The organism is Actinomycetospora sp. NBC_00405, assembly GCF_036044095.1.
Lineage (GTDB): Bacteria > Actinomycetota > Actinomycetes > Mycobacteriales > Pseudonocardiaceae > Actinomycetospora > Actinomycetospora callitridis.
Genome location: NZ_CP107938.1, coordinates 702273 through 714656, shown reverse-complemented (window position 1 = coordinate 714656; position 12384 = coordinate 702273). Strand labels below are relative to the sequence as shown.

The window sequence follows — 12384 nt, the reverse complement described above, 5'->3', positions numbered from 1 at the left end:
TACGTGCGCTGCGCGCCTGGACGCGTCAGCGCAGCCGCGCCCCGTGGCGCTCGGCGGCGGTCTCGACGGCGGCGTCGCGGCGGGCGGACGCCTCCTCGAGGGTCAGCGTGCGGTCGGGGGCGCGCAGGCGCAGGGCGAAGGCGAGCGAACGGTTCCCCTCGCCCACCTGCGGGCCCGTGTAGACGTCGAAGAGCCGCACGTCCTCGACGAGGTCGCCACCGCCGTCGCGCAGGGCCGTGACCACCGCGTCGGACGGGACGGCCGCGTCGAGCACGAGCGCGACGTCGAGCAGCACCGGCGGGAACGGCGACACCGCCGGCGACGGGCGCGCCTCGACGAGCGGGAGCCGGTCGAGCTCGAGCTCCATCGCGCAGGTGCGCGCGGGCAGCCCGAGGGTCTCGAGCACCTTCGGGTGCAGCTCGCCCGCGTGGCCCACCAGGGTGCCGTCGGGCAGGTGCAACGCCGCACAGCGTCCGGGGTGCCAGGGCGCGTGCTGGTCGGAGGTCACGGCCAGCTCCGCGCCGTACACCTGGCCGACCAGGCGCGCCGCCTCGATCGCGTCCGCCCAGTCCGCGGGGCGTCCGGGGCCCCACCAGCCGGCCCGGTCCCACGCCCCCGCGAGCACCGCACCCACCCGCAGCGGTTGGTCGGGCAGGCCCTCGAGCACGGTCGCGAACGCCGCGTCGTCGGGCCGGGCGTCCACCGGCAGCACCGGGGCCTCGGTCGGGCCGTCGGCGCCGGGCCGCACGACCTGGCCGATCTGGTAGAGCGCGAGGTCCCGCAGGCCGCGCGAGACGTTGCGGACCACGGCGTCGAGCAGCCCGGGCAGCAGCGTCGTGGCCATCAGGGCGCGGTCGGCGTCGAGCGGGTTCGCCAGGCGCAGCGCGCGGCGGCGCGGGTCGTCGGCATCCAGACCCAGCGCGTCGAACACCGACGGCGCGACGAACGGCGACGGCAGCACCTCGTCGTACCCGGCGTCGGCGAGCGCCCGCGACACCTGGCGGCGACGGCGCTGCCCGAGCGTCAGCCCGGTGCCGGGGCGCGCCGCCGGCAGCTCCGACGGGATGCCCGCGTAGCCCTCGAGCCGCAGGACCTCCTCGACGAGGTCGGCGGGCCGGGTGAGGTCGGGGCGCCATGTCGGCGGGGTGGCGCGCACGCCGGCCTCGCCACTGCCCCCGGGATCGGCACCCGCGACCTCGACCGCGCACCCGATCTGGCTCAGCCGCCGCACCACCGCGCCGCGCTCGTAGCGGGTGCCGGCGACGCGGTCGGGCAGGTCGAGGGCCATGAGCACGGGCGGGGGCGCGGGCACGGGGTCGGAGAAGGGGCCCTCGTCGGTGACCCCGGGCGACACCGTGGCGCCGCCGTAGTTCGCGAGCAGCCAGGCGGCGCGGTCGGTGGCGGCCCGGGCGACCGCGGGATCGACCTCGCGCTCGAAGCGGCGGGCCGCCTCGCTGGGCAGGCGGTGGCGTCGCGCGGCGCGGGCCACGGACGGCGCGTCCCAGGTCGCGGCCTCGAGGAGGACGTCGGCGGTCTCCGGCCCGACCTCGGTGCTGGCCCCGCCCATGATCCCCGCGAGCCCGATCGGGCCGGAGTCGTCGGTGACGAGGACGTCGTCGGGGTCGAGCGCGCGCTGGGCGTCGTCGAGGGTCGTGATCTTCTCATCGGCGCCGGCGCGGCGGACCACGATGTCGCCGCTGAGCGTCGTCGCGTCGTAGGCGTGCATCGGCTGGCCGAGCTCGAGCATCACGTAGTTGGTGACGTCGACGGCCAGCGAGATCGGACGCACCCCGCACAGGAGCAGGCGGCGGCGCAGCCACCACGGCGACGGGGCGGTGGGGTCGAGGTCGGTGACCCGGCGGGCGACGAACCGACGGCAGCCGGACGCGGGGTCCAGGTGCACGGGCCAGGCGTCGCCGTCGGGGGTCGGCAGGTCGAACCCCATGAGGGCCGGGTCGCCGTAGGGCGCGTCGAGCGCGCACGCGAGCTCCCGGGCGACCCCGCGCACCGAGAGCGCGTAACCGCGGTCGGGCGTCACGGCGATGTCGAGGACCGCGTCGTCCAGCCCCAGCAGCGTCGCGCCGTCGTCGCCCGGGTCGGCGGTGCCGGGCGGGAGCACGAGGATGCCGCTGTGGTCGTCACCGAGGCCCAGCTCGTCGAGCGCGCAGATCATGCCGTCGGAGACGTGCCCGTACGTCTTACGGGCCGCGATCGCGAAGTCGCCGGGCAGCACGGCGCCGGGGAGCGCGGCCACGACGAGGTCGCCCTCGACGAAGTTGGTGGCCCCGCAGACGATGCCACGGGTGCCCGCGCCGTCGCCCTCGGTGTCGTTGTGCTCGGGCCCCACGTCGACCCGGCAGTAGCGGATCGGCTTCTTGAACTCCGTGAGCTCCTCGATCGACGCGACGCGACCGACGACCAGCGGGCCCGTGGTGGCGGGGATCGGGAGGACGTCCTCGACCTCGAGCCCGACCCGGATCAGCGCCTCACCGACGGCGTCGGCCGTCACCGGAGCACCGTCCGGGGGCAGCTGGACATGCTCGAGGAGCCAGGAGACGGGGACGCGCACTTCGGTCAGGACCTTCCGTGGGTGGGGGTGGCGGGACGACTGGGCGTCAGGGCTCAGCCAAGATCACGGTTCAACCGCGAAGGCCGAGGTGAACCGCACGTCGCCCTCGACCATGTCCCGCATGTCCGGCAGGCCGTTGCGGAACTGCAGGGTGCGCTCGAGACCCATGCCGAACGCGAAGCCGGAGTACTTCTCGGCGTCGACGCCGCAGGCCCGCAGGACGTTCGGGTCGACCATGCCGCAGCCGCCCCACTCGACCCAGCCGGCACCGCCGCGCTTCTCCGGGAACCAGACGTCGACCTCGGCCGACGGCTCGGTGAACGGGAAGTACGACGGGCGCAGGCGCGTCACCGACTCCGGGCCGAACATCGCCTGGGCGAACGCATCGAGCGTGCCCTTGAGGTGGGCCATCGTGATGCCCTCGTCGACGGCCAGCCCCTCGACCTGGTGGAACACCGGGGTGTGGGTGGCGTCCAGCTCGTCGGTGCGGAACGTCCGGCCGGGGCAGACGACGTAGACGGGCAGGTCGCGCGCGAGCAGCGTGCGGATCTGCACCGGCGAGGTGTGGGTGCGCAGCACCTGGCGGGTCTCGGGCGGCTCGACGTGGAACGTGTCCTGCATCGTGCGCGCCGGGTGGTCGGGCAGGAAGTTCAGCGCGTCGAAGTTCAGCCACTCCGACTCGACCTCGGGACCCTCGGCCACCTCGTAGCCCATCCCGATGAAGATGTCGGCGACCCGCTCCGAGATCTGGGTCAGCGGGTGCCGGCTGCCGCGCGCGTGCCGGTCGCCGGGCAGGGTGACGTCGACGGCCTCCTCGGCCAGCACCCGCTCGTCGCGCTCGGTGGACAGCACCGCGTGGCGCTGGTCGTACTCGGTCTGGATCGCCTGCCGGACCTCGTTGACGCGCTTGCCCGACTCCGAGCGCGCCTGCGGGGGCAGCGCCCCGATCTCGCGGCGCGCGGTGAGCACCGGCGAGCGGTCGCCGAGGTGCGCGGGCTTGAGCGCCGTCAACGCCTCGAGCGTCGTCGCGCCGGCGAAGGCCGCGCTCGCGTCGGCGCGCGCCGCGTCGAGGGTCTCGGGGTCGAGCGCCGCGACCTGCTTGGGGTCGTAGAGGTCGTTGGTGCCGGACATCGAGGTGGTCTCGCTCCTGCGGGCTCGCCGGGCAGTCTGGAGTGCGTCGTCGATGGTATCGGAGCAGGTCGAACGCGCGGGGAACCTCCTCGGCCTCCGGAGGCCCCCGAGGTTCGGGGTCGAGCGGTCTCCGGTGGCGAGGTTGACCTCGACCGTCGTCGAGTTCCTAGCGTCGGTGTCGTTCTCGAACCGAGCGAGTGAGGAGCCCACCGATGACCCACGACGGAACACGACCGGCGCTGGACCTGGCCACAGGACGGGCCGAGGCCGAGTCGGCGGCAGCGGATCTGGCGATGCAGCTGCGGGACGGTCTCGATGCGGCGAGCGCGGACACCTACGACGCGTGGTTCGGCGCCGACATCCTCTGGGGCAGCCCCTACGGCGCGACCCTGGCCGGGTTCGACGAGCTCAACGCGATCCATCATCAGCTCATGAGGCGCGGGACGGCGCCGGCGTCGCGGTTCGAGGTCGTTGCGGTCCTGGCACCCGCCCCGGGGGTCGCGGTGGCGCACATCCGCCGCCGGGCCCGGCGCGAGGGCGGGTTCTCGGAGATGGCGATGTACGTGCTCGCGAAGCGTGACGGGGAGTGGTGGCTGGCCGCGGCACAGAACACCCCTGTCGCGGCGGCGTGAGCACCGCACCCGTCCGGACCTGGGTCCGTGATCGGGGGGTCCGTGCCGCCCGCCCTGCTAGGCCCCGTCGGGCCGGACGTGCTGGACCCTCGCCGAGGCGTACAGGCACACCGCGGCGGCGGTGGCGAGGTTGAGGCTCTCGGCCCAGCCGTGGATCGGGACGCGGACGCGACGGTCCGCGCGGCGGGCGACGGCGTCGTCGAGCCCGTGGGCCTCGTTGCCGAACAGCCAGGCCGTGGGCCCGGCGAGCAGGGCGTCGGCGGTCGCGTCGAGGACGGTGTCGCCGTCGCCCGCGGTGGCCAGCACGGTCAGACCGCGGGCCCGCAGGGCGTCGAGCACCTCGTCGACGTCGCGGTGGACCGCCAACGGGACGTGGAAGAGGCTCCCCATGCTCGCCCGCACGCACTTGCCGTTGTGGGGGTCGACGGCCTCGCCCGCGAGCACCACGGCGTCGGCGCCCGCGGCGTCGCTGGTGCGCACGACCGTGCCGGCGTTGCCGGGGTCGGCCACGCCGACGAGCACCGTGACCAGCCGAGGGTCGCCGGCGAGGGCCTCGTCCAGGCCGACGGTGACGGTGGAGCACACCGCGGCGACGCCCTGGGGCGTGACCGTGTCGGAGAGGGCGGCCGCGGCCTTGTCGGTGACACGGGCGACCCGCACGCCGGCGGCCTCCGCGCGGTCGCCCAGCTCCGGGTACCGGTCGGCCACCGCGTCGGTGAGGAAGAGGTCGTGCACGCGGCGCTTCTCGTGCTCGGCCTCGGCCCAGGTCAGCGCGTCCCGCACGGGGCGCAGGCCCTCGACGAGGAAACGCCCGGCCTCGAAACGCGCCGCGCGCCGCAGCAGCTTGCGGGCTGCTACGACGCGCGGTGTGCGTTCGGTGAGGAGCTCGCTCAGGCGGCGTCCTCGTTCTTCGCGTTCTTGTCGCCGGCGTTCTTGTCGCCGGCGTTCTTGTCGCCGGCGTTCTTGTCGCCGGCGTTCTTGTCATTGGGGACCGCCGCCCGGGCGACCTCGACCAGCGCGGTGAACGAGGCCGGGTCGGAGATGGCGATCTCCGAGAGGTTCTTGCGGTCGACCTCGACGCCCGCGAGCTTGAGGCCCTGCATGAACCGGTTGTAGGTCATGTCGTTGGAGCGGGCCGCCGCGTTGATGCGGGTGATCCACAGCTGCCGGAAGTCGCCCTTGCGCTGCTTGCGGTCGCGGTAGGCGTACGTCAGCGAGTGGAGCGTCTGCTCCTTGGCCTTGCGGTAGAGCCGGGAGCGCTGACCGCGGTAGCCGCTGGCCATCTCCAGGGTGGTGCGACGCTTCTTCTGCGCGTTGACCGCGCGCTTCACGCGTGCCACGTGGTCCTGCCTTCGATCTGATCAGGGAGCGGAGGTGATCCGTCCGGGGTGGGTCGGCCGGGGCCGGGTGGGGCTCAGAGGCCGGTGAGGCTCAGCTGTTGCCGAGCATGCGCCGGATGCGCCCGGTGTCCTGCGGCGCGACCACGTCGTTGCCGGAGAGCTGGCGGGTCTTGTGGCTGGACTTCTTCTCCAGCAGGTGGCGCTTGCCCGCCCGCTCGCGCAGCAGCTTGCCGGTGCCGGTCACCTTGATGCGCTTCTTGGTGCCGCTGTGCGTCTTGTTCTTCGGCATGTCCTGTCCTTGCTCCTCGTGCGGATCGGGATGCTCCGGAGTCGATGGTCGAGCTCCGCTTCGCTCCGTCTCCTGCCGGGGTGGTCGACGCCTGCACCGTCGTTCTCACGACGGTACGGACGCCCGGGATCCCGGCCGACGCCCACCCAAGGGGTGGGTGCGGCCGGTCGTGCGGACCGCTCAGCTCGCCGGCTCGGGGGCCGGCTCCTGCGCGTCCTGGTTGGCTTCCTGGTTCGCGCGCGGCGCCTTCTGCGGCTTCTTGTTCGGCGCGAGCACCATGGTCATGTTGCGACCGTCCTGCTTCGGCGTCGCCTCGACGTAGCCGAGCTCGCCGACGTCCTCGGCGAGACGCTGGAGGAGACGGAAGCCCAGCTCCGGGCGCGACTGCTCGCGGCCACGGAACATGATGGTGACCTTGACCTTGTGACCCTGCCCGAGGAAGCGGGTCACATGACCCTTCTTCGTCTCGTAGTCGTGCGGGTCGATCTTCGGCCGGAGCTTCTGCTCCTTGATCACCGTCTGCTGCTGGTTGCGCCGCGACTCGCGAGCCTTCTGCGCGCTCTCGTACTTGAACTTGCCGTAGTCCATGAGCTTGCAGACCGGCGGGCGGGCCTGGGCGGCCACCTCGACCAGGTCGAGGTCGGCCTCGCGGGCCAGGCGCAGGGCGTCCTCGATACGGACGATCCCGACCTGCTCCCCGTTGGGACCGACCAGTCGCACCTCGGGAACGCGGATGCGCTCGTTGATGCGGGTCTCTGTGCTGATGAGCTCTCCTCGGGTCCGTGACACTGTCTCTGCGACCCTGGCGCGAGGAGCCCCGATGAACGTCGGGCCCCGCGCCACGTCAGGTGGCTGCAGGGCCCACGGTCGACCGATCCCGCGTCCCGTCTCGGGGACGCGTCCACCCCGGCACTCACGTGCCACGGTGGCGGACCGGAACCCGCTCGCCTGTGCGGCGGACGGGTGGGAGCCGGGGCTCCACTTGCCGCTCGGTGGACGCAGAACATCCATCGAGCTGGTCGCTCAGGTCACAACGTACCACTGCGCTGCGGTGTTCCCCGGCAGCGGGTCAGCCGGCCTCGCGGGGCGTCACGCCGGACCCAGGAGCTGGGCGACGGTCGTCTCGGTCAGCCAGTCCCGGTGGCGCTCCGGGGACCAGCCCATCTCCACCACGAGCAGGTGGTGCATCTCCGGACTGGCCAGCGCCGCGTAGCGCTCACCCGCCTCCTGGGCGGTCATCCCGACCGGGAGCGCCTCGTCGAGCAGGTCCGCGGCCAGGCGGACGATCTCGTCGACCCGTCGGTCCAGGAGCCGTCGGCGCAGGTCGACCGCGAACTCCTCGCGATCCGCCGCGCCCCGGATCACCGCGTGCACCGGACTGGTCCGCTCCAGGGTGCGGCAGCTCGCCGCCACCCAGCCCCGGAGCCGCTCGGCGGCCGTGGACAGCTCCCGGACCTCGTGGACCCACTGCTGGTGCAGCATCACCGCGCCGTCCGGCCCCGTGATCGCCGCCTCGATGACGCCCTCGAGCAGGCCCCGCTTGCCGCGCAGCGAGGTGTAGATCGTCTCCGGCGAGACCCCGGCCTCCTCGGCGACGGCCGTGACCGTCGTGCGCGCGTACCCGTGCTGCACGAACAGGCGCGTCGCGGCCTCGACGGCGCGCCGTCGTGTGGCCTCCACCTGCTCGGCGCGCACCGGTGAGCGGTACGGGCGTCGTGACCCCTTGACGCCGCCGGCCATTCGGGAACAGTATCACTCAGGTCACTACAGCGTAGCTGTACCCGATTCCTCGGGAGGCGCCATGTCGTCCCAGGTGCTCGTCCCCGGTGGCGGCCGACGCCCGGCCCCGACCATCGCGATGAAGGTCGAGCCGGACGCCGCGGCCTTCGCGGTCTTCGAGTCCGAGCTCGCCCCGGGCGCGCCGGGGCCGGCGCCGCACCGCCACCTCGCCGACGACGAGTCCTTCTACGTCCTCGCCGGCTCGGTGGCGTTCCTGCTCGACGGCGAGACCACCACCTGTGGACCGGGCTCCTGCGTCCTCGTCCCGCGCGGCGTGGCGCACGGGTTCGGCAACCCGTCGGCGGAGCCGGCGCGCGTCCTGGTGGTCACCACCCCCGGCGCCACCCGGCTGGTCGAGGGCCTGCACGCCCTGCGGCGCCGGGGTGCGGGGCCCGAGGAGATCGCCGACCTCTACCGCCGCCACGACACCGAGCTCGTCGCGACGTCCTCCGGGAGCCCGCGGTGACGGGGGTGTCCGCGTCCCCTGCGACGAGCACGCACCGCCTGCGCCGCGTCGTCTCCGCGGACGGCACCGAGATCGTGCTCGAGCGGGTGACCGACGGGGACCGCGACCTGCTCCTCGTGCCGGGAGGCCCGTCCCGGCGTGCCCGCTGGGCGGCCGTGGCCGCCGGCCTGGCGAATCGGTGGTCGTGCTGGCTCGTCGACCGGCGGGGCAAGGGCGACTCCGGCTGCGCGGTGGCCGCCGCGATCCGCGACGGCCTCGGCGATCGCTCCTAGCCGGCCTTGCGTGCGCGAGCCCGGCGCACCGGCGCGATCTCGGGCGTGACGAGGTCGGCCAGGAACTGACCGGTGTAGCTGCCCTCGACGGCCGCGACCTGCTCCGGGGTGCCCTGGGCGACGACGGTGCCACCGTTGTTGCCGCCCTCGGGGCCCATGTCGACCACCCAGTCGCTGACCTTGATGACGTCGAGGTTGTGCTCGATGACGAGGACGGTGTTGCCCTTGTCGACGAGGCCGTTGATGACGCCGAGCAGCTTGCGGATGTCCTCGAAGTGCAGGCCCGTGGTCGGCTCGTCGAGGATGTAGATCGTCCGGCCCATGGAGCGCTTCTGGAGCTCGGAGGCCAGCTTCACGCGCTGGGCCTCGCCGCCGGAGAGCGTCGGGGCGGGCTGCCCGAGCCGGACGTAGCCCAGCCCGACCTCGGTGAGCGTCTGCAGGTGGCGGTGGATCGCGCCGATGGGCTTGAAGAACTCGGCGGCCTCCTCGATCGGCATGTCGAGGACCTCGGCCACGTTCTTGCCCTTGTAGTGCACCTCGAGCGTCTCGCGGTTGTACCGCGCGCCCCTGCAGACCTCGCAGGGCACGTAGACGTCGGGCAGGAAGTTCATCTCGATCTTGATCGTGCCGTCGCCCGCGCACGCCTCACAGCGCCCGCCCTTGACGTTGAACGAGAACCGCCCGGGCCCGTAGCCGCGCACCTTCGCCTCGTTGGTGGCGGCGAAGAGCTTGCGCATGTGGTCCCACACGCCGGTGTAGGTGGCGGGGTTGGACCGCGGCGTGCGGCCGATCGGCGACTGGTCGACACGCACCAGCTTGTCGAGGTGCTCGAGGCCGGTGACGCGCGTGTGCCGGCCCGGGACCTGGCGCGCCTTGTTGAGCTTGTTGGCCAGCACGGTCGCGAGGATGTCGTTGACCAGCGTCGACTTGCCCGACCCCGACACCCCGGTGATCGAGACGAGGCAGCCGAGCGGGAACGCGACGTCGACGTCGTGCAGGTTGTGCTCGCGCGCGCCGACGACGCCGACCTGGCGGGACCGGTCGATCGGGCGGCGGATCTCCGGGATCGGGATCTGCTCGCGGCGCGAGAGGTAGGCCCCGGTGAGCGACTCGGGGCACTTCTCGAGGCCCTCGACCGGGCCGGAGTAGACGACCCGCCCGCCGTGCTCGCCGGCACCGGGGCCGATGTCGACCACCCAGTCCGAGGCACGGACGGTGTCCTCGTCGTGCTCGACGACGATGAGGGTGTTGCCGAGGTCGCGCAGCCGCGACAGCGTGTCGATCAGCCGGCGGTTGTCGCGCTGGTGGAGCCCGATCGACGGCTCGTCGAGGACGTAGAGCACCCCGACCAGGCCCGACCCGATCTGCGTGGCCAGCCGGATGCGCTGGGCCTCGCCGCCGGACAGCGTCGCCGCCGCGCGGGCCAGCGACAGGTAGTCGAGCCCGACGTCGAGCAGGAAGCCCAGGCGGGCGTCGATCTCCTTGAGCACCGCCCCGGCGATGACCTGCTCGCGCGGCCCGAGCTCGAGGCCCTTCATGAACTCGGCGCAGTCGGCCACCGAGAGCGCGCAGACCTCGGCGATCGAGCGGTCGCCCAGGCTCTCGTGCCGCAGCGTCACCGCCAGGATCTCCGGCTTGAGCCGCGTCCCGCCACACGCCGGGCACGGCACGTCGCGCATGTAGCCCTCGTAGCGCTCGCGGGCGCTGTCGGACTCGGCCTGGTCGAGCCGGCGCTCGAGGAACGGCACCACGCCCTCGAACGATGCGTAGTACGAGCGCTCGCGGCCGTAGCGGTTGCGGTAGCGCACGTGCACCTGGTCGTCCGAGCCGTGCAGCACGGCCTTCTGCACCCGCGCGGAGAGCTTGCGCCACGGCGCGTCCATGCGGAAGCCGACCTGCTCGGAGAGCGCGGTGAGCAGCCGGGTGAAGTACTCGGCGGACTGGCCGATGGCCCACGGGGCGATGGCGCCGTCGGCGAGCGAGAGCTCGTCGTCGGGCACCAGCAGCTCCGGGTCGACCTCCTTCTTGATGCCCAGGCCCGTGCACGTGGTGCAGGCGCCGTAGGGCGAGTTGAAGGAGAAGGCGCGGGGCTCGAGGTCGTCCACCTGGAGCTGGTGGCCGTTCGGGCAGGCCATCCGCTCGGAGAAACGGCGCTCGCGGTCCGGGTCGTCCTCGGGGAGGTCGACGAACTCGAGGACGATGATGCCCTCGCCGAGACGCAGGCCGGTCTCGACCGAGTCGGTGAGGCGCTGTTTGGCGCTCGACTTCACCGACAGGCGGTCGACCACGACCGAGATGTCGTGCTTCTCCTGCTTCTTCAGCGTCGGCGGCTCGGCCAGCGGATAGACCGTGCCGTCGACCAGCACGCGGGAGTAGCCCTGGCCCTGGAGCTGGCTGAACAGGTCGACGTACTCGCCCTTGCGGCCGCGGATGACCGGGGCGAGCACCTGGAAGCGCCGGCCTGGCTCCATGTCGAGCACCTGGTCGACGATCTGCTGGGGCGTCTGCTTCGAGATGATCTCGCCGCAGGTGGGGCAGTGCGGCGTGCCGGCGCGGGCGTAGAGCAGCCGCAGGTAGTCGTAGACCTCGGTGATGGTGCCGACCGTCGAGCGCGGGTTGCGGCTGGTCGACTTCTGGTCGATCGACACGGCGGGCGAGAGGCCCTCGATGAAGTCGACGTCGGGCTTGTCCATCTGGCCGAGGAACTGCCGCGCGTAGGCCGACAGCGACTCGACGTACCGCCGCTGACCCTCGGCGAAGATCGTGTCGAAGGCGAGGCTGGACTTCCCGGACCCCGAGAGGCCGGTGAAGACGACGAGGCTGTCCCGCGGCAGGTCGAGATCGACGCCCGTGAGGTTGTGCTCACGAGCGCCTTGAACGACGAGACGATCGACCACGTGCAGGGCCTCCTGGTCTGCGGTGAGAGCGCGCCGAGGTGGGGACACGCCCGAGCGGACGTCTGGTTCGGCTGCCTCTCCCCCGGTGTTCTCCATGCTAAGAGGGACCCCCGACAACGGCCGCCGGTGGCCGGGTGCGCTCGGCCGGGTGGGGGCTCGGGGCGACGACCGGTCCGGGGGTGCGGGTGTCCCGCGTGTGGCTCAGGGCGTCGGGTAGCGCCGGGCGTACCAGGTGGGCGGTTCGCCGAACAGATCCGTGAAATCGCGCGAGAGGTGCGCCTGGTCGGCGTACCCCAGCTCGGCGGCGAGGCCCGCCCAGTCGACCCGCGTGCCCGCCTCCAACCGGTCGACGACCTCCTGCAGCCGGTACCGGCGGATGACCCACTTGGGACCCAACCCGACGTGCTCGGAGAACAGGCGCTGGAGGCTGCGCATTCCCAGCCCCGCCGCCGCGGCGAGCCGATCGACCCGCGCGATCGTGGGGTCGGCGGCGACCCGGGCGACGAGCTCGCCGGCCTCCCGCGCCGCGGGTCCGGGACCCTCGGCGGGCAGGTGGGCGCGCAGCCAGTCGGCCATCGCACCGTCCCAGGCCGGCCCGGCGGCCAGCGCCGGGACGTCGGCCACCTCCACCTCGCGGTCGACGAGCGCGCTCACCGGCCCGTCCGCGAGCGCCCGGAACGTCCCGGGCCGGAAGGCGGCGCCCACCACCGAGCCTCTCCCGGCCAGCTCGCGCACCATGTGCCGGCTGCGGGGCCCGACGACGCGCGGCGGCCCCCCGTCGATGAGCGACACGTGCACCTGCGGCAGCGGCACGATCTTCTGGGCGTAGGGCTCGGCGTACTCCCAGGACGCCGTCCACAGCCGCTCCACCCACGGGGCGAGCTCCGCGTCCGGCTCCTGCACCGCGATCCGCTGGGCCGTGCGCCAGTGCCCGCCGAGCTCGCGGGGGTCCCGCTCGTCGGGTTGTCGCGTTCGTCCATGACCGGGTGCCGGCACGTCACTAGCGTCC

General features: G+C 73.3%; 12 protein-coding genes. 3 read left to right on the top strand and 9 right to left on the bottom strand.

The window, feature by feature from the left end:
* Nucleotides 1-25: 25 nt before the first annotated feature.
* Both pheT and pheS read right to left on the bottom strand, forming a co-directional pair.
* Nucleotides 26-2569 carry a phenylalanine--tRNA ligase subunit beta gene (gene pheT, locus OG774_RS03545; RefSeq protein ID WP_328306731.1) on the bottom strand — a complete coding sequence of 848 codons (2544 nt, stop codon included), beginning with the start codon at nt 2567-2569 and terminating at the stop codon, nt 26-28.
* A gap of 63 nt (nt 2570-2632) precedes the next feature.
* Entirely contained in the window at nt 2633-3700 is a 1068-nt protein-coding gene (pheS, locus tag OG774_RS03540) for a phenylalanine--tRNA ligase subunit alpha (RefSeq protein ID WP_328306729.1), read from the bottom strand.
* Nucleotides 3701-3912: 212 nt separating this feature from the next.
* Between pheS and OG774_RS03535 the strand changes: the two genes are divergently transcribed.
* Complete coding sequence (locus tag OG774_RS03535; protein WP_328306727.1) at nt 3913-4332, top strand: nuclear transport factor 2 family protein; 420 nt, start codon at nt 3913-3915, stop codon at nt 4330-4332.
* 57 nt (nt 4333-4389) lie between these two features.
* On the opposite strand, the gene OG774_RS03530 is transcribed toward OG774_RS03535, so the two are convergent.
* From OG774_RS03530 to OG774_RS03510, 5 genes are all read right to left on the bottom strand, one after another.
* Entirely contained in the window at nt 4390-5226 is an 837-nt protein-coding gene (locus tag OG774_RS03530) for a TrmH family RNA methyltransferase (protein ID WP_442873992.1), read from the bottom strand.
* Complete coding sequence (gene rplT, locus OG774_RS03525; protein ID WP_328306725.1) at nt 5223-5672, bottom strand: 50S ribosomal protein L20; 450 nt, start codon at nt 5670-5672, stop codon at nt 5223-5225. Before rplT ends, OG774_RS03530 begins: the two co-directional genes overlap by 4 nt.
* Before the next feature lie 91 nt (nt 5673-5763).
* Nucleotides 5764-5961 carry a 50S ribosomal protein L35 gene (rpmI, locus tag OG774_RS03520; protein ID WP_274190115.1) on the bottom strand — a complete coding sequence of 66 codons (198 nt, stop codon included), beginning with the start codon at nt 5959-5961 and terminating at the stop codon, nt 5764-5766.
* Between the two features lie 180 nt (nt 5962-6141).
* The gene (gene infC, locus OG774_RS03515; protein WP_328306723.1) at nt 6142-6750 is read right to left on the bottom strand and encodes a translation initiation factor IF-3; all 609 of its coding nucleotides are present in this window, start codon (nt 6748-6750) and stop codon (nt 6142-6144) included.
* A 300-nt stretch (nt 6751-7050) separates the two neighbouring features.
* Complete coding sequence (locus OG774_RS03510) at nt 7051-7701, bottom strand: TetR/AcrR family transcriptional regulator (protein WP_328306721.1); 651 nt, start codon at nt 7699-7701, stop codon at nt 7051-7053.
* A gap of 61 nt (nt 7702-7762) precedes the next feature.
* Here OG774_RS03510 and OG774_RS03505 point away from each other — a divergent pair, with 61 nt between their 5' ends.
* Nucleotides 7763-8206 (top strand): cupin domain-containing protein, encoded by a 444-nt coding sequence (locus OG774_RS03505; RefSeq protein WP_328306719.1) that lies wholly within the window; start codon nt 7763-7765, stop codon nt 8204-8206.
* Nucleotides 8203-8478, top strand: a complete 276-nt coding sequence (locus OG774_RS03500) for an alpha/beta fold hydrolase (RefSeq protein WP_328306717.1) — start codon at nt 8203-8205, stop codon at nt 8476-8478. The genes OG774_RS03505 and OG774_RS03500 overlap by 4 nt, the downstream gene beginning before the upstream one ends.
* Here OG774_RS03500 and uvrA read toward each other — a convergent pair.
* Together uvrA and OG774_RS03490 are read right to left on the bottom strand one after the other, a co-directional pair.
* Nucleotides 8475-11375: an excinuclease ABC subunit UvrA gene (gene uvrA, locus OG774_RS03495; RefSeq protein WP_328306715.1), complete on the bottom strand. Its 2901-nt coding sequence runs from the start codon at nt 11373-11375 to the stop codon at nt 8475-8477. The genes OG774_RS03500 and uvrA overlap by 4 nt on opposite strands.
* 201 nt (nt 11376-11576) lie before the next feature.
* Nucleotides 11577-12371 (bottom strand): AraC family transcriptional regulator, encoded by a 795-nt coding sequence (locus OG774_RS03490; RefSeq protein ID WP_328306713.1) that lies wholly within the window; start codon nt 12369-12371, stop codon nt 11577-11579.
* Nucleotides 12372-12384: the final 13 nt, after the last annotated feature.